Source organism: Thalassobaculum fulvum (genome assembly GCF_014652915.1).
In the GTDB taxonomy this organism is placed as follows: domain Bacteria; phylum Pseudomonadota; class Alphaproteobacteria; order Thalassobaculales; family Thalassobaculaceae; genus Thalassobaculum_A; species Thalassobaculum_A fulvum.
In genome coordinates this window covers 284,145-309,251 of record NZ_BMZS01000009.1, presented here as the reverse complement: position 1 = coordinate 309,251, position 25,107 = coordinate 284,145, and the positions used below count along the sequence as shown (strand labels likewise).

Genomic DNA, 25,107 nt, shown 5'->3' with positions numbered 1-25,107 from the left:
GTCAGGACAGCCCGAGCGGCACGCTCTGGAAGCTGAGCAGGATGAAGTCGCAGGTGCCCAGGCCGCGGCGGCTGTCGGTGAACGGCAGCAGCAAACGGTGATAGTTGCCGACCACCCGGCGATGCGGCTCGTAGGGGACGATGCTGAACACCGGCCGGCCGGTCTCCATCACCTCGACATAGCTCTGCCGGTAGAGCCGGTTCAGGTCCGGCGGGAACACGCCCGGGTCGCCGATGTACAGGCCGGTCAGGTCGCGGCCGCGGATCTCGGCAACCCGCGTGCCGTACAGTCGGAACCGGAAGCGCGGACCCGGGCGCTCGACCTCGACCACCGCGAGGTCGCCGAGCAGGTCGGGGATGTCCAAGGCGTCGAAGCGCCGGTAGTCCGGATAGCCGCCGTCGCGAAGCGACAGCCAGTACCGCATCAGCCGCACCTTCTGCGGCGTCGACTCGCGCTCGACCCGCGCGACCAGGTCGCGAATGTAGCGCTCGTCCGACTCCGGCCCGGCATATGTCCCCGACGTCGACGGCATCCCGTTCCCCCTGCACCGGATACCGGTCGCAGTCCCAGCAGGATAGCATACGCAGGTAAACACTGCCGGCCGGGATTCGCGGCCGTCGACACCGGCCCTGCCGATCGTCACATCGGCGTGACGTCGGGCTTGTCGCCGACCCGGTGCGGCTCGTTGCGGCGCTCGATCTCGAGCAGCAGGGCGGTGTGGTCGTAGCCGGTGACCCCGCGATCGCAGAGCGACTGGTACAGCGACCGGGCGAGGCCGACGAACGGCAGGTCCAGGCCGCAGTCCTCGGCCTCCTCGATCACCGCGTCCAGGTCCTTGAGCATGTTGCGGACCAGCCCGCCGGGCATCCAGTTGCGGTCGAGGATGCGCTGGCCGTGCTCCTGCAGGATGCGGCTCTCGGAAAAACCGCCGCGCAGCGCCTCGCGGACCGCGGCCGGATCGGCGCCGCCGGCCGACGCCAGCAGCAGGGCCTCCGACAGGCCGCCGACGCTGATCGCCACGATCACCTGGTTGCACAGCTTGGCGAGCTGTCCGGCACCGTCCGGCCCGACCCGGGTCGCCCGGCCCATGGCGGCCAGCACCGGCGTGGCGGCGACGAAGGTGTCCTTGCGGCCGCCCACCATGATCGCGAGGCTGGCCTCGGCGGCGCCGCGGGTGCCACCGGACACCGGCGCGTCCAGGTGACGGATCCCCCTCTCGGCCAGCTGTTCGGCGTGCCGCTTCTCGATCCTCGGCGGGATCGAGCTCATGTCGACGAAGATCGCCCCCGGCCGCATCGCCTCGGCCACGCCGTGCCCGAACAGCACGTCCTCGACCGACTCGGCATTGCTGACGATGGTGCAGACCACGTCGGCCTCGGCGACCGCGTCGGCCGCACTCTCCGCCACCCGCACCCCGTGCTCCACCAGCCTCGCCGCCTTCTCCGGCGTCCGGTTCCAGGCGGTCACCGGCAGGTCGGCCCGGGCGATGTTCGCGGCCATGGGCGCGCCCATGAGGCCGGTGCCCAGGAAGGCAACGCGTGGCGACGGCATTCTCCGACCTCCGAGGACCAGACGATCAGGCCGTCATGCTTCCGCGCAGGGCGTCGATCGCCTGCCGGAAGGCCACCGCCTTCGCGCGCACGGTAGCAGGTGCGTCACCGGGTTTGTAGAGAGCCGATCCGAGCCCGAACCCGGCGGCCCCGGCCTCCCAGTACCCGGCCATGGTCTCCGGGCGGATGCCGCCGACCGGCAGGACGGGAACGGCGGGCGGCAGCACCGCGCGCATCGCCTTCAGCACCGCCGGCGGCGCCGCCTCGGCCGGGAACAGCTTGAGCGCGTCGGCCCCGGCGTCGAGGGCGGAGAACGCCTCGGTCGGGGTGGCGAAGCCGGGAACCGCGAACAGGCCGGCGCGCTTGGCGGCCCGGATCACCGCGGTGTCGGCGTGCGGCATCACGATCAGCCCGCCGCCGGCCGCCGCCACCCGGTCGACCGCCGCGGCCGTCAGCACCGTTCCCGCCCCGATCAGGGCACGGTCCCCGAAGGCCGCCGCCAGCCGCCCGATGCTGTCGAACGGTTCCGGCGAGTTCAGCGGTACCTCGATCACCGCGAACCCGACGTCGACCAACTCGGCACCGATCGCGACGACCTCGTCCGGCTCGACGCCGCGCAGGATCGCCACCAGCGGCAGCCGTTCCATCCAGGGAGAGATCGCGGTCACCGGGTTCCGCCCTCGCTCAAGTGCTTCGCCAGCCGGTGCAGGCCGCGCGCCGCGGCGTCCGGCGGGCCCTCGCGCGACGCCACGCCGAGACGGCCGAGCGCCTGGCCGTACAGCCGCACCAGCCCCGGCTCGCCGATCAGGATCACCGGGTCGTCGCCCCGATTGCCGCCCGGCGCACCGGCGGCCGCCCGCAGCTCGTGCCCGATCACCAGCCCCGACAGGAACGCCCCGGACCGGGCCGGATCGAGCTCGCCGAACAGCCCGGCTGCCCGGACCCCGAACAGATGGTGCAGCAGGCCGCCGGGATCGCCCGAACGGTCGATGCCCGACAGGAACGCCGCGTCGTCCCAGGCGGCGTGCTCGATGGTCGCTCCCAGGATGGTGTGCCGGCGCAGCGCCTCGAACGCCTCGCCGGTCATGTGGGTCGAGAATCCGACCACCCGGCCGGCATCGACCCGGGCCCACTTGGAATGCGTGCCCGGCAGACACAGCGTGGCGCGCTCGACGCCGAGCCGGTCGACCGCGCCCAGGATCTGCACCTCCTCGCCGCGCATCACGTCGGGGACAGCCTCGGCGCTGCGGGTCGACAGGCCCGGCGCCAGGAACGCCCGCCGGCCGCGCATCAGCTCGAGCGGCACCATCGCCGCCGCCAGGTCCGCCACCGCCGCCGGGCACGCCAGGTACGGCGCCTCCAGCCAGCCCTGGCGGCTGCCGATCATGCCCGACAGCACCACCGGCACCGCGGGCGAGGCGTCCAGCCAGTCGCCGACCAGCTGCTCGAACGCTCCCTCGAAGTCGCCGTCGTCGATCGCCCGGATTCCGGCCTCGGCCCGCCGCGTCTCGAGAACGCTTCCGTCGCGGCCCAGGCGATAGGCCCGGAACGACGTGGTCCCCCAGTCGATCCCGAGCGCCGCGATGTCCGAGGTCGAGCCCCCCGGCGTGGCGGCGTCGGTCACGGCGCCGGCTCCGCGTCCGGCGCTCCCGGGATCGCGGGCTCGAGGCAGATCGCCCGCCATTCGGCGTCGTGCCGCTCGAACCAGGTGCGGACCGGGTTCACGAGTTCCGGCATCGAGCGCGGCGAGGCGAAGGCGATCCAGGCGACGTAGCTGTAGACGACGATGTCCGGCCAGGCGATCTCGTCGCCGCCGAGGTAGCGATTCGCCTCGAGCTGCGGCTCCAGCCGGCCGAGCGAGAACGCCAGATCGAGCTCGAGGCCCGCCCGCAGCGTCTCCAGTTCCTCGAAGCTGCGGCCGTACCGAGCCTCCCGGCTCTGCTTGAAGTAGTCCCGGTCCTCGGGCAGCAGCCGGCGCAGGAAGTCGGCACCGACCAGCGGCCCGATCCGGGCCCCGAGCTCGCGCTCCAGGTCGGCGCCGACGGTCGCCGCATCGCCGGCCATCAGCTGCGGGCCGGACGGCGCCATGGTGTCGAGATGGGCGGCGATGGCGTTGGAGTCGACGATCATTCTGCCGTCGACCGCCAGTACCGGAACCGTCCGGCTGCCGGTGGTCGCAGCCAACTGCTCGACATCGGCGAACCGCATCGGCCGACGCTCCGCCTCGACCCCTTTCAGGGCGAGGGCGATCCGGGTCCGCCAGCACACCGGGCTCGGGCACAGGCCGTCGGCGCCGGCGCGCTCGTACAGGATCGGCCTGGCGCTCATGGGTCCGGCCCCACCCGCACCAGCGCCTTGCCGGCGTTGCGCCCGGCCAGCAGCCGCTCGAGTGCGGCGCCGGCGTTCTCGAGCCCGTCGGTCACGTCCTCGCGCCAGCGGAACGGCTCGGCCCGGTGCCACTGCGTCAGCCGGTCGATGATCGCGGCATAGCGATCGTAGTGGTCGAGAATGATGAAGCCCTGCATCCGCGCGCGCTTGATCAGCAATTGCCGGTTCGGCCGCGGTCCGGTCGGCAACGGGAACGACGGCATGCCGATGGTACCGCAGATCGCGATCCTCGCGCCAACGTTGATCCGCTCCAGCACCCGGTCGAACTGCTCGGCGCCGACATTGTCGAAGAAGCAGTCGACGCCGTCCGGGCAGGCCCCGTCGAGCGCCGCCCCGAGATCCTGCGTCGCCTTGTAGTCGATGGCTGCGTCGTAGCCGAACTCGTCGCGACAGGCCCGCACCTTGTCCGGCCCGCCGGCGACCCCGACGACCCGGCAGCCGAGCCGCTTGGCGATCTGCCCGACCATCGAGCCGACGGCACCGGCCGCGGTCGTCACCACCACGGTCTCGCCGGCCCGCGGCTGGCAGACGTCGACCAGCCCGACATAGGCGGTGGCGCCGTTCATCCCGAGCACCGACACCGCCGTCGAGATCGGTGCCACCGCCGGGTCGACGATGCGGTCGATGTCGGTGCCGTCGGACACCGCATAGCGCCGCCAGCCCTGCCGGCCCTGCACGACGGTGCCGACCGGGTAGTCCGGGTGCCGCGATTCGACCACTTCGCCGACCGTGAACCCGGTCATCGGCGTGCCCAGCGGCACCGGCTTCGAGTAGTTCGCCGCCTCGGCGATCCAGCCGCGCATTGCCGGCTCCAGCGACAGCCACACCACGCGGATCAGGAACTGCCCCTCGCCGACCGTCGGAATCGGCGCCGCCACCGGCTCGAACAGGCCGGCGGTGACCGCCGGAGCCGGCCGGGCGCGCAGGAGAACGTGAAGATTGTCGTCGGTCATCGCCACCCCGATCAATGATCGCCCAATGCGATCATATCGCCCGAGCCACGGCAGGCCAGCGCTCGTTTCGTGTGGAATTCGTGGATCCGAACGGGTTCAGCCGGCCGTATTCACCGCCGATCGACCGCGTTATCTCCGTCCCTGCCGCCATCGGTCAAAATTGTCCCAAAAAAATATTTCCCAATCCATCACGCTGAATTCAAACACTAAATTTCCGATACTTTTGTTTTTACTTTTTCTATAATTCGACTTCCAGAACAATGTCTGTTATTGATAGCCTCGAGAACGCACTAAATCACAAATTATATTCACGAAGGAGACACACCGATGTTCAGCAAGTGGAATGATTTCCAACCCTCGAAAACACTGTGGTTCTGGACCTGCGCCGGTTGCGCGGTGCTCACGATGGTTCTCGGCTTCACGGTCGGCGGCTGGATGACCAACGGCACGGCGACCAAGATGGCCGACAGCGCCCGCACCGAAGGCCGCATGCAGCTCGCCGCCGACATCTGCGTCGCAAACTTCAAGAGCAGCGACGGTTTCGCGACCTCTCTGGCAAAATTGAAGAAGGAACAGTCCTGGTCGCGCGACGACTTCATCGCCAAGGGCGGCTGGGTGACGCTGGCCGGCGTGGATGGGGTGGTGGCCGGCGCAGCCCAGCTGTGTGCTGACCGGCTGGCGGACATGGACGCGCCGTCGGCGGCTTCGGTTCCGACCGTGCCGACCGCGACCAGGGGCTGAGCACGACAGCCGGCTCCGGTCCGGGCAGCCGACACGGCGCCCGGGCCGCGCCGAGCGGCGGCGGGCGATCCGTATGATTACCTGAGAACCCGGCGCCGCCCGACCCGCTTCCGCGGCTTGACGAAAATCCCCCCGCTTGCGAGGCTCGGCGCGACCTGCCGGTCCGCGCCCGCGGCCCCCGGCGATCCGTGCAAGACACCTGCAATCAGGGGGAAACACCATGAAGCTGCTGCGCTATGGCCCGCGCGGCCAGGAGAAGCCGGGCGTGCTCGACGCCGCGGGCGCGATCCGCGACCTGTCGGGCGTGATCTCCGACATCGATTCCGCCACCCTGGCGGCCGGCGGCCTCGCCAAGCTGAAGGGCGTCGACCCCGAGAGCCTGCCGAAGGTCGACGGCAGCCCGCGCATCGGCGCCTGCGTCGGCGGCATCGGCAAGGTCATCTGCATCGGCCTGAACTACTCCGACCACGCCGCCGAGACCGGTGCGGCGATCCCGAAGGAGCCGATCGTCTTCATGAAGGCGACCAGCGCCGTGCAGGGTCCGAACGACGAGGTCCGGATCCCGCGCGCATCGAAGAAGACCGACTGGGAGGTCGAACTCGGCGTGGTCATCGGCAAGACCGCCAAGTACGTCTCCGAGGCCGACGCGCTGAGCTACGTGGCCGGCTACTGTGTCGCCAACGACGTCTCGGAGCGCGAGTTCCAGGCCGAGCGCGGCGGTCAGTGGACCAAGGGCAAGTCGTGCGACACCTTCGGTCCGATCGGCCCGTGGCTGGTCACCGCCGACGAGGTCGCCGACCCGCAGGACCTGGACATGTTCTGCGACGTCAACGGCAAGCGGATGCAGACCGGCAACACCAAGACCATGATCTTCCCGGTCGCGCACATCATCCACTACCTCAGCCAGATGTTCAGCCTGCATCCGGGCGACGTGATCATGACCGGCACGCCGCCGGGCGTCGGCCTCGGCATCAAGCCGGAGCCGGTGTTCCTGAAGCCGGGCGACGAGATGCATCTCGGCATCGCCGGGCTCGGCGAGCAGACCCAGAAGCTGGTCGCCGACTGACGGCGATGGCCGAGCTGAACCTCACCGTGGAGGCCTGCCTGCCGGAGGACCGGCGGCAGGCCACCCTGGTCGGCCGGGTCTGGCGGCCCGATGCCGACGGTCCGTCGGTCGTCGCCCTGCGCGGCGACCGGGTGGTCGATATCAGCGCCGCCGTCCCGACCGTCTCCGAGCTGATCAACCGCCCGGACGCGGCGGCATTGGCGCGCGACGCGGCCGGCGAGGAGGTCGGGACGGTCGGCGAGATCCTCGCCAACTCCGCCCACGACCGGCGCGACCCGTCGAAGCCCTGGCTGCTTTGCCCGTCGGACCTGCAGGCGATCAAGGCCTGCGGCGTGACCTTCGCCGAGAGCATGCTGGAGCGGGTGATCGAGGAGAAGGCCAAGGGCGACGCCTCGGCCGCCGACGCCATCCGCGGCGAGATCGTCGGCCAGATCGGCCTCGACCTGTCGAAGATCGTGCCCGGCTCCGACGAGGCCATGCAGCTCAAGGACGCCCTGATCGAGCGGGGCATGTGGTCGCAGTACCTCGAGGTCGGGATCGGGCCGGACGCCGAGGTGTTCACCAAGGCGCCGCCGCTGGCCGGGGTCGGGGTCGGCGCCGAGGTCGGCCTGCACCCGATCTCGTCGTGGAACAATCCCGAACCCGAGGTCGTACTGGCGATCGCCGCCGACGGCCGGATCGCCGGCGCCACCCTCGGCAACGACGTCAACCTGCGCGACGTCGAGGGCCGCAGCGCCCTGCTGCTCGGCAAGGCCAAGGACAACAACGGCTCGGCCGCGCTCGGCCCGTTCATCCGGCTGTTCGACGACGGCTTCGGCCTGGACGACGTCCGCAGTGCCGAGCTCGACCTGCGGGTCGAGGGCGAGGACGGGTTCGTGCTCGACGGCCATTCGTCGATGAAGCGGATCAGCCGCGACGTCGCCGACCTGGCCGCCCACGCCATCGGCCCGCACCACCAGTACCCGGACGGGCTGGTGCTGATGACCGGCACCCTGTTCGCCCCGACCAAGGATCGCGACGCCCCCGGCCAGGGCTTCACCCACAAGCTCGGCGACGTGGTGACGATCCGCTCGGCCAGGCTCGGCGCGCTGGTCAACCGGGTCGGCCGGGCCGACCGGATCCCGCCCTGGACCTTCGGCGCCGGCGCGCTGATGCGGAACCTGGCCCGCCGCGGCCTGATCTGAGAGGAAGACTTCCAATGGTCGCCTACGACTTCTCCGGCCGCAGCGCCATCATCACCGGCGGCGCGCGCGGCATCGGCCTCGGCATCGCCCAGCGCATCGCGGCGAGCGGCGGGTCGGTCAGCCTGTGGGACGCCGACGGCGCCAAGCTGGACGAGAGCAAGGCGGCGCTCGGCCTGCCCGACGAGCGGATCCACACCGCCGTGGTCGACGTGACCGACGACAAGGCGGTGGACCGGGCCGCGGCCGAGGTCGAGCGCGAGTTCGGCCGGATCGACATCCTGGTCGCCTCGGCCGGCATCACCGGCCCGAACACCACCACCTGGGAGTACCCGGTCGACGCCTGGCGCCGGGTCATCGACATCGACCTGACCGGCGTGTTCCTGTGCTGCCGGGCAGTCGTGCCCTACATGCGGGCGCGCAACTACGGCCGGATCGTCAACATCGCCTCGATCGCCGGCAAGGAAGGCAACCCGAAGGCGCCGGCCTACTCGGCCGCCAAGGCCGGGGTGATCGGGCTGACCAAGTCGCTCGGCAAGGAATTGGCCGACACCCCGATCACCGTGAACTGCGTCACCCCGGCGGCGGTGAAGACCGACATCTTCGACCAGATGACCCCGGAGTTCACCCAGTTCATGCTGAGCAAGATCCCGATGGGCCGGTTCGGCCTGGTCGAGGAGATCGCCGCCCTGGTGACCTGGCTGGCGTCGGAGGAGGCCAGCTTCTCGACCGGCGCGGTGTTCGACTGCTCGGGCGGCCGCGGGACCTACTGAGGCGATGCCCGCGGCGGTCGAGACCGTCTGGCCGCTCGGCGCCGTCCTCGGTGAGGGGGCGCTGTGGAACCCGGCCGACGGCTGCGTGTGGTTCGTCGACATCAAGAAGCCGGCGGTGCACCGCTGGCGCTGGTCGGACGGCGCGACGACAAGCTGGCCGATGCCCGAGCGGGTCGGCTTCGTGGTGCCGCGCGCGGCTGGCGGCTTCGTGCTCGGCCTCAAGTCCGGGCTGGCGCTGTGGACGCCCGGATCCGATCCGAGGCCGTGGCTGGCGGTCGACGCCGACCGGCCCGACAACCGGCTGAACGACGCCACCACCGACACTGTCGGCCGGCTGTGGTTCGGCAGCATGGACGATTCCGAGGCCGGGCCGACCGGCCGGCTGTGGCGGCTCGCCCCCGACGGCCCGTCGGCCAGCCCGCAGGACGGCCCCTACGTCGTCACCAACGGGCCGGCGGTCTCGCCCGACGGCGCCACCCTGTACCACACCGACACCGTCGGCCGGACGGTCTGGGCGTTCGACCTGTCGGCCGACGGCACGCTGTCGAACCGGCGCGCCTTCGTGCGGTTCGGCGACGGCGACGGCTACCCCGACGGCATGGCGACCGACGCCGAGGGCGGGCTGTGGGTCTGCCACTGGGGCGGCGGCCGGATCACCCGGTTCCGCGCCGACGGCGGCCGCGACCGGGCGATCGCCCTGCCGGCCCCGCAGGTCACGAAATGCGCGTTCGCCGGCCCCGGCCTCGACCGGCTGGTGGTGACTACGGCCGCCATCGGCCTCGACCGGACCGCGCACCCGCAGGCCGGCGACCTGTTCCGGATCGACCCCGGGGTCCGCGGCTGGGCGCCGCCGCCGGTCGCCGGCTGACGCGGCCCGGCAATGGTGCCGACTGACGCTTCTCCCGGAACGTGCTAGCGTCCCGCCACCGGAGCCGACGCGGGGCGCGGCCACCGGGCGAGAGGAAGCGGATGAGCCAGGAAGCGGCCGTACTGTTCGCCAACGAGGCGTTCTACCTCGCCTTCGCTCTCAAGGACCTCAAGGGCATGGACGAGCTGTGGTCGCGGCACCTGCCGGTGTCGTGCATCCACCCGGGCTGGCAGCCGCTGTTCGGCCGCGAAGCGGTGATGGACAGCTGGATCGGGCTGTTCGGCAACCCGGCCTCGCCGGCGATCGAATGCCGGCAGCCGCGGGTCCTGCTCTACGGCGACTTCGCGCAGGTGTACTGCTACGAGCTGATCGAGGAAGGCACCCTGGTCGCCTCCAACCTGTTCGCGCTCGACGCCCGCGGCTGGAAGCTGATCCATCACCAGGCGTCGCCGGTCGCCGAGAAGCCGCAGTTCGACGACCCGCCGCCGCAGCGCGGCCGCCTGCAGTAGTCCTTGGTGGCCCGCCGCTGCGCGGCGGGCACCGCAGGGTGACAGAGCACCACAGGGTGACAGAGCACCACAGGGCGACAGAACACCACAGGGCGACAGAACAGGGCCCCGAAAAGCCGACGGGGCGGATGGTCGCCCATCCGCCCCGCCGATCACACGACCGGTTTCAGGTCGGGATCACTTGCGGATCTCGATCTTCACCCGGCGGTTCTTGGCTTCCTTCACACCGTCCGGCGTCACCACCTTGTTCTGGGTCTCACCGAAGGCCTGCAGGGTCATGGCCGGCGCGTTGGCGCCGATCAGGGTGGTCAGCTCCGTGGCCACCGCCTCGGCCCGGCGCTGCGACAGCTTCATGTTGTAGGCGGCCGGACCGGAGCGGTCGGCATAGCCCGACACGGTGATCGAGCCGGCGCCCATGTCGTCGGCGGCGTTCGCCGCGTCGATCAGGGTCGACTGGGTCTCCGGCGTCAGGCTCGACTTGTCGAAGTCGAAGTACACCGTGAAGTTGGCGAAGGTGATCGCCGGCTTCGGCGCTTCGGCCTTCGGAGCCGGAACGGTCAGCTTGGCCATCGCCGCCTTGAAGCGGTCCTTGCACCACATGATGTCCTTCGGCTGGAAGTTCTCTTCCTGCTCCTGCATCCAGCAGTCGAAGCCGCCCTGAGCCATGGCGGCAGCCTCGGGATTGGCGGCGCCGGCACCGGCGGCCAGAGCCTCGGTCAGCATCCGGCGGGCCTCGGCCAGCTCACCCTGGGCCGCACCCGGAAGATTGCGGGCGCTGAGCTCCTCGGGCGCCGGCGGGTTGCCGTTGGCGGACGCGACCGCACGGGCGGCGAACTCGTCGGAATCCGCGTAGTCGCCCTCGGCGAACTCCATTTCGGAAAGGAGGATGTACTCCTTGTACAGCGCGGCGCTGAACGCATCGCCGGAGGGCGAGAGGCCCTTGGCGTTCTCGAGCTGGAAGCCCGCGCACGCGCTCAACCCGAGCAGCGCAGCGCCGGCCACTGCCAGCTTGGTGGCACCGATCATTCTGGTGAACATGCGCGTCTCCTTCTCGTGATCTGTCACGCCTCGTTTCTGAGACGGCAGGCCCCCGACATCCGATCGGGAACGCGAAACCCGCCTCCCGCCGTACCGCCGGCCAACCGGCCGTCGGCACGCAGGGAAATATGCAGCACTTAGCGAAAAAGTCCAATCCAGACACGGGGAAAGCCTCCGAATCGAAAACCGGTTGTTCCCCAAAGGACACAGCAGGCGCGGTATCCACGTGCCTTCGCCGGGATTCCGCGTCGGGGCTGGCAACCGGTCGCCGAATTGCCGAAGATCGTCGCTCGGGGCCCATGGCTCCGCCGTCCGGCCAAAATCCGACGCTAGAATTGATCCAACGCAGGGCACAGCGGTCTGATTTGATGGATTCGGGAGTCGGCGTGTAGACCGGTCCAGGGAGGGAAGCATGGCCAAGGCGAAGTCGATACCCGTGCGTCGTGCCGCCGCCGAGCCGGCGGTGCACACCGTGCAGCCCGACGCACCATGGGCCTGGCTCGGTGCCGGCTGGCGCGACCTCTGGGCGGTCCCGCAGGTCAGCCTGGCCTATGGCCTGCTGTTCGCCGCGATCAGCGGGGTGCTGACCTGGAGCCTGTTCCATCTCGACATGCAGTACATGCTGATGCCGATGGCCGCCGGCTTCATGCTGGTGGGGCCGATGCTGGCGGTCGGCCTGTACGAGACCAGCCGCCGGCTGGCCACGGGCGAGACGGTCGGGCTCGGCCCCGCACTGTTCGTGAAGACCCGCTCGCCGGCCCAGCTCGCCTTCCTCGGGGCGCTGCTGATGCTGATGCTGCTGGCCTGGATACGGATCGCCCAGCTGGTCTACGCGCTGTTCTTCGGGCTCAGCGACTTCCCGGGCTTCGAGCAGTCGATCCAGCTGGTGTTCTTCACGCCGGAGGGCCTCGGGATGCTGGCGGTCGGCTCGGCCGCCGGCGGCGTGATCGCCGTCGGCGTGTTCGCCGTCGCGGCGTTCGCAGTGCCGATGCTGATGGTGCGCGAGATGGACGCGGTGAGCGCGATGATCGCCAGCGTCGCCGCGGTGCGGGCCAACCTCTGGCCGATGCTGGTCTGGGGCTGGCTGATCGTGGTGATGACGGCGGTCGGCATCGTGACCCTGTATGTCGGCCTGATTGTCACCTTCCCGCTGCTCGGCCATGCTACTTGGCACGCCTATCGTCAGGTGATCGACGGGGTCGAACCGGACGCCGGTTAGCCCCGCGACGGGAATGATGGGCCGCGCGACCGGCACACCGGGAGGATCATGACCGGAAGACCGATCAGCATGGGGCGGGCGATCGTCGTGGCGCTGGCGCTCGCCCTGTTGCCGACCACCGGAGCCCGCACCCAGGATCTCGACACCGAGCGGATCGTCGCGGCGTTCCATGCCGCGCGGGGGGACGCCCCGGCCTGGACCGAGGAGCAGACCCCACCGACCCTCAACGCCCGCGGCGAGGCCGTGGTGCAGGCCCTGAACGACGCCGGCCGCGAGGCCCTCGCGGCGGACGACTACGCCGTTGCCGAAGCCGAATCCGCCGGCGACCTCGACCGGGCGGTCACGGCGTCGCTGGTGAACTACCTGGTCGACCTGCAGACCGGCCGGATCGCGCCGCAGCGCGCCGACCCGGACCTGTTCGTCTACCGGCGCGACGTCGACGCGCAGGCGCTGCTCGAAGCCGTGGCCTCGGCGCCCGACCCGGCCCGGACGATCGCCGACCTGGCGCCCGCCAATCCGATCTACCGTCGTCTTCGCCGGTTGCTCGCCGAGTACCGGACGATCGAGGGCGCCGGCGGCTGGAACACGGTGGCGCCCGGCGAGACGCTGAAACCCGGCATGACCGATCCGCGGGTCGGCGCGGTTCGCCGGCGGCTCGCCGCCACCAGGGACCTGACGCTTCCGGACGAGCCGTCGAACCACTACGACCCGACCCTCGAGATCGCGGTCCGGGCGTTCCAGCGCCGCCACGGCCTGATCCCCGACGGCGCGATCGGAAAGCGGACGATCGCCGCCCTCAACGTGACCGTCGAGGAACGGATCCGGCAGATCGAGCTCAACATGGAGCGGTTCCGCTGGATCCCGGACGAACTTGGCGACGACCACGTGTTCGTCAACCTCGCCGGCTTCGTCCTGGACTACGTCAGGAAGGGCACCACCCGGCTGACCATGCGGGTCATCGTCGGCCGGCAGTACCGCGAGACCCCGACCTTCAGCGACCGGATCCGCTACCTGGAGTTCAACCCGACCTGGACCGTCCCGCCGAAGATCGCGATCGAGGACCTGCTGCCCAAGATCCGCAAGGATTCCGGCTTCCTGCCGGCCGGCGGCTACGATGTGTTCAAGGGCTGGCAGGAGGCCTCGGCGAAGCTCGACCCGGCCGCCGTCGACTGGACGCGCGTCGGCAAGGGCAATTTTCCCTATCGCCTGGTCCAGCGCCCGGGCGACCAGAACGCCCTGGGACGGGTGAAGTTCATGTTCCCCAACCGATTCGACGTCTACCTGCACGACACGCCGGCCCGTGCCCTGTTCCACCGCCCGGTGCGGACGTTCAGTTCCGGCTGCATCCGACTGGAGAGGCCGCTGGCGCTGGCCGAGGCCCTGCTCGAGGCCGACGGCCAGGACGCGGGCCGGATCAAGGCGATCCTGGAGGCCGGGGCGACCACCCGCGTCAACCTCGGCAAACCGGTGCCCGTGCACCTCGCCTACCTCACGGCTTGGATCGGCGAGGGAGGAACGGTAGAATTCCGCGACGACGTCTACGGCCGCGACGCCTTGCTGGCCAAGGCTCTCGGGTTGTGACCCGGTCGCCCCGGAACCGGACCGAAAGGAGTTCGAGACGATGATCGAGCGGAACCGCAACGGAACCACCGTATGACGTCCAGGCGCTCGCTGCTCACCGGCCTCGGGGCCGCCGCTCTGGTCGCCGGGCTCGGCGGCGTGGCTCAGGCGCAACCGCGGATGCCGGCGGCGCTGGTCCGGCGGCGGCTGAATCTCCGCCACCTCCATACCGGCGAGGTGGTCGACATCGTCTACCATCAGAACGGCCGGTACCTGCCCGAGGCGCTGGCCAAGATGAATCGGTTCCTGCGCGACCACCGGGACGGCTCGGTCCACCCGATCGAGGTGGAAGTGCTCGACTTCCTGCACGATCTGACGGTCGAACTCGGCATCACCGACCGCGTCGGGATCGTCTGCGGCTATCGCTCGCCCCGCTCCAACGCCCTGTTGCGCGCCAACAGCTCGGGCGTGGCCAAGCGCAGCCTGCATCTGCAGGGCATGGCGATCGACATCCGGGTGCCGGGCAAGCGGGTCAAGACCGTGGCCGAAGCGGCCATGGACCTGCGGCTCGGCGGGGTCGGCAGGTACACGCGGTCGAACTTCGTGCACATCGACTGCGGCCGGTTCCGGACCTGGGGCGCCTGACGGCCGGCACCGGCGTTCCCGGTCGCCGGCGCTCGACGGTCGAGGCATCGCCCGGCAGGCTTCCGCCGTCGATGCGGCGGACGGTGCCGGGCAGCCCCCGCCCCGGCGGAATGCAGACAGACCCCGCCGCCGCCTGCTATGACCCTCCCCAGCGCCTCAATTCCGCGGACCGCGTCCATGCCGAAGATCACCCCGGGCACGATCGTCAAGCTGCTGATCATCTCGTTCTTCGTCGGCTGGGGGCTGTCGGTCCTCGACATCACGCCGCTGGAGCTCCTGCGCGGCGTGTTCGAGCGGTTCGACGCGCTGCTGAACTGGGTCAGCCGGTCGCTGGGCGAGATCGTGTCCTACGTGCTGGTCGGCGCCATGATCGTGGTGCCGATCTGGGGGGTCCTGTACCTGATCGAGTGGTCCCGGCAGCGCGGCAAGTAGACGTACCGGCGCATCCGGGCCACACATAGGACCGGCCCCGCCGGTCAGTCGAGCCGGTCGTCCTTGTAGCGGTCGTCGTGGCTGTCGTGCAGGGCCCGGTAGGCGGCGCCGTCGAGATCCTCGAACTGCCCGGTCTTCAGGGCCCACAGGAAGCAGACCAGTCCGAACCCGCCGAGCAGCAGGGCGGCCGGGATCAGGTACACGAGGGCGACCATGGCAACCTCCCCTCGGTTCAGCGGCCGCGCTGGACGCGCAGCGCGTTGCCGGTGACCGCCAGCGACGACACCGACATCACGATCGCGGCGATCAGCGGCGTCACCATGCCGGCGATCGCCAGCGGCACCGCCACGAGATTGTAGGCGAACGCCATCCCGACGTTCTGGCGGACCAGCGCGTCCGCCTTGCGGGCGACGTCGTAGGCCTCCAGCACCGGCGACAGGGCGTCGCCGCGGAACACCACGTCGGCCGCGGTCTGGCTGACGTCGGCCGCGGTCGACGGCGACACCGAGACGAAGGCGGCGGCCAGGGCCGGCGCGTCGTTCAGGCCGTCGCCGACCATCGCCACCCGGCGGCCCTCGGCCGCCAGCCGCTCCAGCACGGCGATCTTGTCGCCCGGCAGGCACCCGGCGCGGCGGTCGGCGATGCCGAGCCGGTCGGCCAGGTCGTCGACCACCGCCAGCCGGTCGCCGGACAGCAGCAGCACGGTCAGCCCGCGCGCCTTGAGCCCGGCGACCGTCTCGGCCGCGTCCGGGCGCTGGGCGTCGACGAACCGCAGCCGCGCCGGCGCCGTGTCGCCCCGGCGCAGCCAGATCTCCGGACCGGCATGCGGCGGAACCGCGGCCGGAATCCCGCCGACCCAGTCGCGCCGGCCCATGCGGACCGGCACGCCGTCGATCTCGGCCTCCAGGCCGCAGCCCGGCTCCTCGCGCACGGTCTCGGCGGCCGGCCCCTCGCCGGCGGCGGCGACCAGCGCCCGCGCCAGCGGATGGGTGCTGCGGCGCGCCAGCATGGCGGCGACCGAGAGGGTATCCGCGGCCCCGTCGATACCCTCCAGCCGCGGCCGGCCGAGCGTCAGGGTGCCGGTCTTGTCGAACACCACCGTATCGACCCGGGCCAGCCGTTCCAGGGCGTCGCCGCTCTTCACGTAGGCGCCGCGCTTGAGCAGCCGGCCGACCGCGCCGACCTGCACCGCCGGCACCGCGAGCCCGAGGGCGCACGGGCAGGTGACGATCAGTACCGCCACCGCGATCATCAGCGCTTCTCGCCAGTCGGCGCCGCCGAGCGCCATCCAGCCGGCGAACGCGGCCAGCGCCACCGCGTGGATCACCGGCGCGTAGATCCGCGAGACCCGGTCGGCCAGCCGGACGTAGCGCGCCTTGGCCTGGCCGGCCCGGTCCATCATCGCGGCGATCTCGGCCAGCAGGGTGCCGGCGCCGGCGGCCGCGGTCTCGACCTCGATCGGGGCCGCCAGGTTGACGGTGCCGGCGTGCACGATCGCGCCGGGGGCCACCGGCTGCGGCAGGCTCTCGCCGGTCACCAGGGCGGCGTCGACCTCGGACCGGCCGGCCACGACCCTGCCGTCGACCGGCACGGTCTCGCCGGTCGCCACCGCCACCACGTCGCCCGGACGGACCGCCTCGATGGCACGCACCTCGGTACGGCGATCGGGGCCGATGACGGTCGCGCTGACCGAGCGCAAGGCCAGCAGGTTCTGGGCGGCGGCGAACGCCCGGCCGCGCAGCGAGCGGTCCAGGAACCGGCCGATCAGCAGGAAGAACAGCAGGCCGAGCGCCGCGTCGAAGTAGACGTGCGGGCCGTTGCGCGTGGTCTCCAGCAGGCTCATCGCGGTCGCCAGCGACACCCCGATGGCGATCGGCACGTCCATGTTGGTGGTGCCGGCGCGCAATGCGCCCAGGGCCGAGCGGAAGAACGGCCGGCCGGCATAGACGATCGCCGGCATGGCGATCAGCGCCGAGATCCAGTGCAGGAACGCCCGGGTGCCCGGCCCCATGTCCTGGGCGAGGCCGGCCCACACGGCGACCGAGATCAGCATGACGTTGGCGAAGGCGAAGCCGGCGACGGCGAGCGCCCGCAACAGGCCGCGGCCGATCTCGTCGACCCCCTTGCCACCGAGCCGCCCGGCGTCGTAGGCGGCGATCCGGTGGCCGAGATCGTCGAGCCCGCCGAGAATCCGGTCGAGATCGACCCGCTTCGGGTCCCACTCCAGGTGGATGCGGCGCTGGCTGGCGTTCACGCGGGCGGCGAGCACGCCGTCGAGGCGGCCGAGCACGCCCTCGATCGACGGCACGCAGGACGGGCACTCCAGGGTCTCGACCACGGCGTCGAGCCGGGCGACCCCGTCGTCGCCGACCGCGACATAGGCCCGCGGATCGGCGCCGGTCGCCGCCCGCGCCGCCGGGCCGGCAAGCCCGCCGATCGAGCAGCATGCGCCCCCGATCGACGTGTCGTTCGCGGGAGCCTCCAGCGCCATTCCTGCCTCCGTCAGCGGACCGCGGCCACGGTCTCGATGCGATACTCGAAGCCGTCGGGGCGGGTCGCGACCAGCATCAGTTCCCAGTCGGCGGCGGACGGCAGAACCGCCGTCCCCCGGTACACCCCGCCGCCGGCCTCCGCGAAGGTCAGCGACCGGTCGTCGATCTCCAGAACCGGATGCCGGGCCTCGCCGGCGAAGGCGAGGCCGGTGACCGGGTGCCCGTCGCGGTCGCGGATCGTCACCGTCACCTCGAACGGCCGGCCGCCCGCGACCGCGTCGCCCGAGAACCGGCTGTCGACCGCGGCCGTCCAGCCGAGCGCCTTCTGCGCCGCATCGCGCTCGAGCGTGCGGTTCCAGCTGATGCCGCTGCGGTAGCTCTGGTGGTCGGTCAGACCGGTCCAGCTGCTCAGCGCCAGGTGCACGAAGGTGACGTTGACGCCGATGACGATGCCGAAGAACACCAGCATCGCGGCCAGCACGTGCCGGCCCGTGATGCGGAAGCCGCCGGCGGCGCCGGTCCCGGGAAGCGGATCGCCGGACACGGGAAGCATGCTCATTTCTCGGGTCCCCGGAAGATGGAGGAGCTGCGTGCCTCCCGATCATTGTCCTCGTCGCGGACCACCACATTGATATCGGTCAGGTCGGACTTCAAGGAATCGGCCGGTACCGCGACGAACACCCGGAAGGCGGCCAGGCGGTCCGGCGCGACCTCGATGCCGGTGGTCCGGCCGGGCTCGTACCCGACGATTGACACCTCGTGCGCCGGCAGGCCGTCGAAGACGATGCTGAAATGGGCGGTCGCGTGCTCCTTGTTCAGGATCTTGACCGTGTAGCCGTTGCGGATCGAACCGTCGGCCAGCTTCACGAACAGCGGATTCCGGTCGTGCTGGACGTTGACGTCGAGGGTCGAGCGCGTGGTCAGCGCGATCAGCATGATCAGGCCGACGACGGCGATCAGGCCGGCGTACAGGACGGTGCGGGGCCGCAGCCATCGCACCCGCGTCGCCTCGCCGCGCTTGCGCCGGTCGTGGTTGAGCAGGGTGTCGTAGCCGATCAGCCCTTTCGGCCGGCCGATCTTGACCATGACGTCGTCGCAGGCGTCGATGCACAGCGCGCAGGCGATGCATTCGAGCTGCTGGCCGTCGCGGATGTCGATGCCCATCGGGCAGACCGCCACGCACTGCCGGCAGTCGATGCAGTCGCCGCGCTTCGACCAGTCCTGGCCCTTGCGGAACGGCATGCGCGGCTCGCCGCGATCGTCCTTGTAGGAGACGATCAGCGATTCGTCGTCTTGCATGGCGGCCTGGATGCGCGGCCACGGGCACATGTAGGTGCACACCTGCTCGCGCATCAGCCCGCCGAGGCTGTAGGTCGTGAAGGTCAGGATGCCGATGGTGATGTAGGCGACCGGCACGGCCTGCAGGGTGACCAGGTCGCGCAGCAGGGCGGGTGCGTCGGCGAAATAGAACACCCAGGCGCCGCCGGTCGCCATCGCGATCAGCAGCCATATCCCGTGCTTCAGGACGAGCTTGCCCAGCTTGCCGGCGGACATCGGGGCCTTGGCGAGACGGATGCGCTCGGCCCGGTCGCCCTCGACCATCCGCTCGACCATGATGAACAGGTCGGTCCAGACGGTCTGCGGGCAGGCGTAGCCGCACCATACCCGGCCGGCCAGCGCGGTGATCAGGAACAGCGAGAACGCCGCCAGGATCAGCAGGCCGGTCAGGTAGTAGACCTCCTGCGGCCAGATCTCGATGAAGAAGAAGTAGAACCGGCGGGCCGGGAAGTCGATCAGCACCGCCTGGTCCGGCAGGTTCGCACCGCGATCCCACCGGATCCAGGGGGTGACGTAGTAGATCGCGAGGGCGATCGCCATCACGATCCACTTCAGGCGACGGAACGTGCCATGGGCGAGCTTCGGGTAGATCGGCTCCCGCCCCTTGTAGAGCGGCCGGTTCTCCTTCCGGTTCACCGCGGCGGCGTCGGACTGTTCGACGGGGGACCCGCCGACCTCTGCCGCCTTCGCCAGCTCCACGAGATTCATGGCACGTTCCTCACAGGGCCTGAGTCTGCTGCCCGCCGCCCTACTGCCCGCCGCCGAGCGCGTGGACGTAGACGGCAAGCTGCTTGAGGGTCGCCTCGTCGAGCTTCAACCCCCACGCCGGCATGATACCGAAGCGGGCGTTCACCACCGACTCGGTCACCGCCGCACGGTCGCCGCCGTACAGCCAGATCGAGTCGGTCAGGTTCGGCGCCCCGAGCTCGATGTTGCCCTTGCCGTCGTCGCCGTGGCAGGCCACGCACTGCTCGACGAACACCGCCTTGCCGGCCTCCGCCCGGGCGGCGTCGTGGTCCTGGCCGGACAGCGCCAGCACATGCTCCACCACGTCGCCGATCTGCTTGGCGTCCAGCAGCCCGTCCTTGCCGAACTTCGGCATCTCGGACCAGCGGGCGTCCGGGTCGTCGGCATTGCGGATGCCGTGGGTGATCGTGAACAGGATCTGCTCCGGCGTGCCGCCCCACAGCCAGGCGTCGTCGTTCAGGTTCGGATAGCCCTTGGAGCCGGCGGCACCCTGGCCGTGGCACTGCGAGCAGTTCACCGCGAACGCCGACCGGCCGCCCGCCATCGCGAACTCCAGCAGCTGCGGATCGGCCCGGATCTCCTCGACCGAGGCGGTCTTGATCCGGTCGAGCCACTGCGCCTGGTCGGCCTTGGCCGCGGCGATCTCCTCGATCAGGTTCTCGCGCTGCGAAAACCCGATCACCCCCTTGGTGTAGCTGGAGACCAGCGGCCAGGACGGCATCACGATCCAGTAGCCGATCGACCAGACGACACAGGCGTAGAACACCCACAGCCACCAGCGCGGCAACGGGTTGTCCAGTTCCTTGATGCCGTCCCACTCGTGGCCGGTGGTGTCGACCCCGCTGACGGGGTCCTTGTCAGCGACGTGCGCCATCGATCAATCCTCCTCGAGCGGCTGGCGGGCGGCCCGCTCGAACCGGGCGCGGTTGCCCGGCCAGAGCGCGTAGGCACAGGCCGCCATGAACAGCGCGACCAGGAACACCAGGCCCCAGGACTGCGCGAACACGGAGACGTCGTGATAGGTCATGTCCGCCTCCTCACCGTGCGTTGTCGCCAGCGGTCGGCTCGTAGACCGAGAAGTCGACGAGCGTGCCGAGCATCTGCAGATACGCGATCAGCGCATCCAGCTCGGTGATCCGCGCCGGATCGCCGTCGAAGTCACGGGCCTGGGCCTTGGGATACCGGGCCTGGAAGTCCTCGACGCCGTCGGCGTCGACCGTGGCCTGGATCCGGACGTCGTTCACCGCCGCCTCGATCATGGCCTGGTCGTACGGCACGCCGAGAACCGCGTTGGTCTTCAGGTCGGCGGCGATGTCGCCGAACCGGAGCTCACGCTCGGCCAGGAACGGATAGCCGGGCATGATCGACTCCGGCACCACCGAGCGCGGGTCGACCAGGTGGGCACGGTGCCACTCGTCGGAGTAGCGACCGCCGACCCGGGCCAGGTCCGGCCCGGTCCGCTTGGAGCCCCACTGGAACGGCCGGTCGTACATGCTCTCGGCCGCCAGCGAGTAGTGGCCGTACCGCTCGTTCTCGTCGCGGAACGGCCGCACCATCTGGCTGTGGCAGTTGTAGCAGCCCTCGCGGATGTAGATGTTCCGGCCGGCGAGCTCGAGCGGGGTGTAGGGACGCATGCCCTGCACCTTCTCGATCGTGCTCTCCAGGTAGAACAGGGGCGCCAGTTCCACGATGCCGCCGATCGAGACCACGATCAGCACCAGCACCGTCAGCAGGATCGAGTTGCGCTCGATCTTGCCGTGATGGTCCATGACTGCCATTGGCTCAGCCTCCCACCGCGCCGGCGGCAGCCGGAGCCGCTGCGGGTTCGCCCGCCTCGCTCTCCACGTCGCCACGGGCGGTCCGCACCAGGTTGTAGGTCATGATCAGGGCGCCGGCCAGGAACAGCAGGCCGCCGCAGGCCCGGATCACGTAGAACGGATGCATGGCCTCGACGGTCTCGACGAACGAGTACTCGAGGAAGCCCAGGCTGTCGTAGGCCCGCCACATCAAGCCCTGCAGGATGCCCGAGACCCACATCGCCGTGATGTAGAGGACGATGCCGATCGAGGCGACCCAGAAGTGCCACTCGACGAGCCGCAGCGAGTACAGCCGCTTGCGGTTCCACATGATCGGCACCAGGCAGTACAGGGCGCCGAAGCTCACGAACCCGACCCAGCCGAGCGCACCTGAGTGCACGTGGCCGACGGTCCAGTCGGTGTAGTGGCTGAGCGAGTTCACGGCCTTGATCGACATGACCGGGCCCTCGAAGGTGCTCATGCCGTAGAACGCCACGGACACCACCATCATCCGCAGGACCGGATCGGTGCGCAGCTTGTCCCAGGCGCCCGACAGGGTCATCAGGCCGTTGATCATGCCGCCCCAGCTCGGCATCCACAGCATCACCGAGAAGGTCATGCCGAGGGTCTGCGACCACTCCGGCAGCGCGGTGTAGTGCAGGTGGTGCGGGCCGGCCCAGATGTACAGGAAGATCAGCGCCCAGAAGTGCACGATCGACAGCCGGTAGGAGTACACCGGCCGCTCGGCGCGCTTCGGGATGTAGTAGTACATGATCGCCAGGAAGCCGGCGGTCAGGAAGAAGCCGACCGCGTTGTGGCCGTACCACCATTGGGTCAGCGCGTCCTGGACGCCCGCGAACACCTGGTAGCTCTTCGGGCCGGTCAGCGAGACCGGCAGCGCCAGGTTGTTCACGATGTGCAGCATCGCGATCGTGACGATGAAGGCCAGGTAGAACCAGTTGGCCACGAAGATGTGCGGCTCGCGCCGGCGCCACAGGGTGGCCAGGAACACCAGCAGGTAGACCACCCAGACGATGGTCAGCCACAGGTCCACGTACCACTCGGGCTCGGCGTATTCCTTGCTCTGGGTGATCCCGAGCAGGTAGCCGGTACCGGCGAGCGCGATGAACAGCTGGTAGCCCCACACCACGAACCACGGCGCCAGCTCGCCGGCCAGCCGCGCCTTGCAGGTGCGCTGGACCACGTGGAAGGAGGTCGCGAGCAGGACGTTGCCGCCGAACGCGAAGATCACCGCCGAGGTGTGCAGCGGGCGCAACCGGCCGAAATTGGTCCACGGCAGGTCGAAGTTCAGCGCCGGAAACGCCAGCTGGAAGGCGATGACGACGCCCACCAGGAAGCCCGCCAGGCCCCAGAACACCGCGGCGATGACGGCAAGCCGGATCGGTCCGTCGTTGTAGGCGACGCCGTCCACGGCCTTCGGGGCGCCGATCAGGCCCTCCCGGAAGTCGTAGTGCCGCTTCACCAGAAGGAAGCAGCCGCCGGCAAAGAACGCGAAGAACAGGGCTCCATGGAAGCCGAACTCCCAGGTCGGTGCGCCCGCCATCAGGAACAGACTGACGACGGCGCCGACACCGAGCAGAAGTCCGACCGCCCAATCGAGGCCCAGCACGTTGATGGTGCTGTCACTCGCTCGCATGGTCAAACACCCCCAATATAAGCCGGAACGCCCGCGGGTGCGGGCATTGCGGCAACTTAGAGGCGGCGGTAGGGCGGTGCGTTGACTTGGATCAAGGCTGCGTTCGCAGGTGCGAAATGCCGGCAGGCCCGGCTGCCCGCGCCGCGGCCCCGCCCTATACTCGGCAGACGCACGGCAACGGCATCGGCCGCCGCCGGATCGGGGGAACGACCTTGACCAGCCTGCACTTCACGGGGCGCACGCTCTACCTCAGCGTCGATCCCGCCGCGGTCGACCGGCAGCTGGCCGGCAGCGACCTGGACGAACGGTCGGCCGGCCCCCTGCGGGCGGACATCTCGACGGACGAGATCACCCCGATCCCGGTTCTGGTGCACTACGACGACGAGCTCGGCCGCCATGCCCATGTCGGCTTCGAGACCGGCGGGCGCCGGCCGATCGGCCGCGACACGATCCGCCGCGGCGGTTTCGAGGTGATCGTCGGCGGCAAGCGGTACGGCAAGGGATCGTCGCGCGAACACAGCCCACTGGCCGAGCTGCGGGCCGGCATCCGCCTGGTGATCGCCGAGAGCTTCGAGCGGATCTACCGGCAGAACGCCGACAATCTCGGGCTGTTCACCTCGACCGATCTCGGCCTGCTACCGCGGATTCGGTCCGGCGAACCGATTCCCGTCGACGAGCTGCTGGCCGACCGCGACCCGCTGACCGCGGGCATCCTGCGGGCCGGCGGCCTGCTGCGCTACGGCCGGTCGGTCGCCGCCGGGCTTCGGCCGGTTGCCGCCTGCGCCGACCGGCCGCGCACCCTGGTCGAGAAGATCATCGCCCGCCACGCCGTCTCGACCGTGGACGACGCCTGGGACCCGCATCCGGGTTCGGCCGGGTTCGTGCGCCCCGACTGGCGGTACTTCCACGACATCTACACGGCCATGTGCGCCCACATGCTGCACGAGACCCTCGGCCGGCCGCTGGTCCTCCACGACCCGGCGAGCATCGTCTCGTTCGAGGACCACTACTCCTACGCCCACCGCCCCGAGGTCGGCGCCGGCGCCGAGCGCCTGGCCGGTATCCGCCGGATGTCCGAGGGCCACCGGGCGTTCGTCGCCGAGTACGGGATCCGGGACCACGGCTATCTGGTCGGCGAGGAGGGCTCCGAGGGCATCTCGCACGCGGTGATGATCGAGGACTATGCGCTTCCCGGCCAGCTGCTGGCCGGCACAGATTCCCACACCCCGCACAACGGCGCCCTCGGCTGCCTCGCCTACGGGGTCGGCAGCACCGACATGGCGACCGCGCTGACCACCGGGCTGACCCGGCTGGTCGTCCCCGAGACCCTGCGGATCGAGCTGACCGGGCGGCTCGCCCCCGGGGTGATGGCCAAGGACATCGTCCTGCACCTGCTGGCGCAGCCGGATCTCCGGGCCGGGCTGGGCGTCGGCAAGATGTTCGAGTTCGCCGGCCCGGCTGTCGCCGGGCTGTCGACCGACGAGCGGGCCACCCTCACCAACATGACCGCCGAACTCGGCGGGCTGAGCGGGATCGTGGCGCCGGACGCGGAGACCGTCCGCTTCCTGAACGAGCGGCGCGGCCTCGACTTCGTGCCGGAACCGTGGATGCGGAGCGACGACGATGCCCGCTACGCCGGCGTGGTGACGGTCGACTGCGGGACCCTGGCCCCGATGCTCGCCCGGCCCGGCGATCCCGGCAACGGCGTGCCGGTCGACGGTCTCGAGGCGCCGGTCCGCGTCGACCTCGCCTACGGCGGCTCGTGCACGGCCGGCAAGCGCGCCGACTTCGACGCCTATTTCGAGGTCCTCGACTGGGCGGCGCGCCGCGGCCTGCGGGTGGCGGCGGGTGTGCGGTTCTTCCTGCAGTACGGCACCGTCGCGGTCCGCGACTACTGCCGGGCGCGCGGCTACACCGAGACGTTCCGTCGGGTCGGGGCGGAGATCCTGCAGCCGGCCTGCGGAGCCTGCGCCGGCTGCGGCCCCGGCCTGTCGCGGCGGCCGGACCAGGTCACGATCAGCGCGATCAACCGCAACTTCCCGGGCCGGTCCGGGCCCGGCAAGGTGTGGCTGGCCAGCCCGGCGACGGTCGCCGCCAGCGCGATCGCCGGCGAGATCGTCGGGTTCGACGACCTCGTCCGCCGGCACCCCTGAC

General features: G+C 70.5%; 26 protein-coding genes. 11 read left to right on the top strand and 15 right to left on the bottom strand.

What is annotated here, in order from left to right; translation table 11 throughout:
• Position 1: 1 nt before the first annotated feature.
• The 6 genes from IE246_RS19580 to IE246_RS19555 all read right to left on the bottom strand — a co-directional run bounded on the left by IE246_RS19580 (position 2) and on the right by IE246_RS19555 (position 4,891).
• Entirely contained in the window at positions 2-532 is a 531-nt protein-coding gene (locus IE246_RS19580) for a PAS domain-containing protein (protein WP_189992787.1), read from the bottom strand.
• Positions 533-639: 107 nt separating this feature from the next.
• Complete coding sequence (locus IE246_RS19575; protein WP_189992785.1) at positions 640-1,551, bottom strand: NAD(P)-dependent oxidoreductase; 912 nt, start codon at positions 1,549-1,551, stop codon at positions 640-642.
• Positions 1,552-1,576: 25 nt separating this feature from the next.
• Positions 1,577-2,218 (bottom strand): 2-dehydro-3-deoxy-6-phosphogalactonate aldolase, encoded by a 642-nt coding sequence (locus IE246_RS19570; RefSeq protein ID WP_444545908.1) that lies wholly within the window; start codon positions 2,216-2,218, stop codon positions 1,577-1,579.
• Positions 2,215-3,174, bottom strand: coding sequence for a 2-dehydro-3-deoxygalactonokinase (locus IE246_RS19565; RefSeq protein WP_229837388.1), 960 nt, complete (start codon positions 3,172-3,174; stop codon positions 2,215-2,217). Before IE246_RS19565 ends, IE246_RS19570 begins: the two co-directional genes overlap by 4 nt.
• Positions 3,171-3,878, bottom strand: coding sequence for a glutathione S-transferase family protein (locus IE246_RS19560; protein WP_189992782.1), 708 nt, complete (start codon positions 3,876-3,878; stop codon positions 3,171-3,173). Before IE246_RS19560 ends, IE246_RS19565 begins: the two co-directional genes overlap by 4 nt.
• The gene (locus tag IE246_RS19555; protein ID WP_189992781.1) at positions 3,875-4,891 is read right to left on the bottom strand and encodes an NADP-dependent oxidoreductase; all 1,017 of its coding nucleotides are present in this window, start codon (positions 4,889-4,891) and stop codon (positions 3,875-3,877) included. Before IE246_RS19555 ends, IE246_RS19560 begins: the two co-directional genes overlap by 4 nt.
• Before the next feature lie 327 nt (positions 4,892-5,218).
• Between IE246_RS19555 and IE246_RS19550 the strand changes: the two genes are divergently transcribed.
• From IE246_RS19550 to IE246_RS19525, 6 genes are all read left to right on the top strand, one after another.
• Complete coding sequence (locus IE246_RS19550) at positions 5,219-5,632, top strand: hypothetical protein (RefSeq protein ID WP_189992780.1); 414 nt, start codon at positions 5,219-5,221, stop codon at positions 5,630-5,632.
• 220 nt (positions 5,633-5,852) lie between these two features.
• Positions 5,853-6,698, top strand: coding sequence for a fumarylacetoacetate hydrolase family protein (locus IE246_RS19545; protein WP_189992779.1), 846 nt, complete (start codon positions 5,853-5,855; stop codon positions 6,696-6,698).
• A 5-nt stretch (positions 6,699-6,703) separates the two neighbouring features.
• Positions 6,704-7,882, top strand: a complete 1,179-nt coding sequence (locus IE246_RS19540; protein ID WP_189992778.1) for a fumarylacetoacetate hydrolase family protein — start codon at positions 6,704-6,706, stop codon at positions 7,880-7,882.
• A 14-nt stretch (positions 7,883-7,896) separates the two neighbouring features.
• Complete coding sequence (locus IE246_RS19535; RefSeq protein ID WP_189992777.1) at positions 7,897-8,652, top strand: SDR family NAD(P)-dependent oxidoreductase; 756 nt, start codon at positions 7,897-7,899, stop codon at positions 8,650-8,652.
• Positions 8,653-8,656: 4 nt separating this feature from the next.
• Positions 8,657-9,520, top strand: a complete 864-nt coding sequence (locus IE246_RS19530; RefSeq protein WP_189992775.1) for an SMP-30/gluconolactonase/LRE family protein — start codon at positions 8,657-8,659, stop codon at positions 9,518-9,520.
• 101 nt (positions 9,521-9,621) lie between these two features.
• Positions 9,622-10,029, top strand: coding sequence for a nuclear transport factor 2 family protein (locus IE246_RS19525; RefSeq protein ID WP_189992773.1), 408 nt, complete (start codon positions 9,622-9,624; stop codon positions 10,027-10,029).
• A gap of 177 nt (positions 10,030-10,206) precedes the next feature.
• Here the strand turns inward: IE246_RS19525 and IE246_RS19520 are convergent, their stop codons facing one another.
• Entirely contained in the window at positions 10,207-11,067 is an 861-nt protein-coding gene (locus IE246_RS19520) for an OmpA family protein (protein ID WP_189992771.1), read from the bottom strand.
• 412 nt (positions 11,068-11,479) lie between these two features.
• Here IE246_RS19520 and IE246_RS19515 point away from each other — a divergent pair, with 412 nt between their 5' ends.
• The 4 genes from IE246_RS19515 (at position 11,480) to IE246_RS19500 (ending at position 14,923) form a co-directional block, all read left to right on the top strand.
• Complete coding sequence (locus IE246_RS19515) at positions 11,480-12,286, top strand: DUF2189 domain-containing protein (RefSeq protein WP_189992769.1); 807 nt, start codon at positions 11,480-11,482, stop codon at positions 12,284-12,286.
• 48 nt (positions 12,287-12,334) lie between these two features.
• Positions 12,335-13,867 (top strand): L,D-transpeptidase family protein, encoded by a 1,533-nt coding sequence (locus IE246_RS19510; protein ID WP_189992767.1) that lies wholly within the window; start codon positions 12,335-12,337, stop codon positions 13,865-13,867.
• Between the two features lie 72 nt (positions 13,868-13,939).
• A complete protein-coding gene (mepK, locus tag IE246_RS19505) occupies positions 13,940-14,491 on the top strand; it encodes a peptidoglycan L,D-endopeptidase MepK (RefSeq protein WP_229837387.1) in 552 nt (183 codons plus the stop codon).
• Positions 14,492-14,668: 177 nt separating this feature from the next.
• On the top strand, positions 14,669-14,923 hold the full coding sequence (locus IE246_RS19500; RefSeq protein WP_189992765.1) for a DUF6460 domain-containing protein: 255 nt from the start codon (positions 14,669-14,671) through the stop codon (positions 14,921-14,923).
• Between the two features lie 44 nt (positions 14,924-14,967).
• Here IE246_RS19500 and ccoS read toward each other — a convergent pair whose 3' ends face one another.
• The 8 genes from ccoS to ccoN are packed head-to-tail and all read right to left on the bottom strand — an operon-like array spanning position 14,968 to position 22,953.
• Positions 14,968-15,138, bottom strand: a complete 171-nt coding sequence (ccoS, locus tag IE246_RS19495) for a cbb3-type cytochrome oxidase assembly protein CcoS (protein ID WP_189992763.1) — start codon at positions 15,136-15,138, stop codon at positions 14,968-14,970.
• A gap of 17 nt (positions 15,139-15,155) precedes the next feature.
• A complete protein-coding gene (locus IE246_RS19490; protein ID WP_189992761.1) occupies positions 15,156-17,414 on the bottom strand; it encodes a heavy metal translocating P-type ATPase in 2,259 nt (752 codons plus the stop codon).
• Positions 17,415-17,425: 11 nt separating this feature from the next.
• Positions 17,426-17,974 (bottom strand): FixH family protein, encoded by a 549-nt coding sequence (locus tag IE246_RS19485; protein ID WP_189992759.1) that lies wholly within the window; start codon positions 17,972-17,974, stop codon positions 17,426-17,428.
• On the bottom strand, positions 17,971-19,461 hold the full coding sequence (gene ccoG / locus IE246_RS19480) for a cytochrome c oxidase accessory protein CcoG (protein WP_189992756.1): 1,491 nt from the start codon (positions 19,459-19,461) through the stop codon (positions 17,971-17,973). The genes IE246_RS19485 and ccoG overlap by 4 nt, the downstream gene beginning before the upstream one ends.
• Positions 19,462-19,501: 40 nt before the next feature.
• Positions 19,502-20,374, bottom strand: a complete 873-nt coding sequence (gene ccoP, locus IE246_RS19475; protein WP_189992754.1) for a cytochrome-c oxidase, cbb3-type subunit III — start codon at positions 20,372-20,374, stop codon at positions 19,502-19,504.
• Between the two features lie 3 nt (positions 20,375-20,377).
• Positions 20,378-20,527 carry a cbb3-type cytochrome c oxidase subunit 3 gene (locus IE246_RS19470; protein WP_189992752.1) on the bottom strand — a complete coding sequence of 50 codons (150 nt, stop codon included), beginning with the start codon at positions 20,525-20,527 and terminating at the stop codon, positions 20,378-20,380.
• 10 nt (positions 20,528-20,537) lie between these two features.
• Positions 20,538-21,278 carry a cytochrome-c oxidase, cbb3-type subunit II gene (gene ccoO / locus IE246_RS19465; protein WP_189992750.1) on the bottom strand — a complete coding sequence of 247 codons (741 nt, stop codon included), beginning with the start codon at positions 21,276-21,278 and terminating at the stop codon, positions 20,538-20,540.
• A gap of 4 nt (positions 21,279-21,282) precedes the next feature.
• Positions 21,283-22,953: a cytochrome-c oxidase, cbb3-type subunit I gene (ccoN, locus tag IE246_RS19460; RefSeq protein ID WP_229837386.1), complete on the bottom strand. Its 1,671-nt coding sequence runs from the start codon at positions 22,951-22,953 to the stop codon at positions 21,283-21,285.
• A 212-nt stretch (positions 22,954-23,165) separates the two neighbouring features.
• Between ccoN and IE246_RS19455 the strand changes: the two genes are divergently transcribed.
• Positions 23,166-25,106: an aconitase family protein gene (locus IE246_RS19455; protein ID WP_229837385.1), complete on the top strand. Its 1,941-nt coding sequence runs from the start codon at positions 23,166-23,168 to the stop codon at positions 25,104-25,106.
• Position 25,107 lies beyond the last annotated feature (1 nt).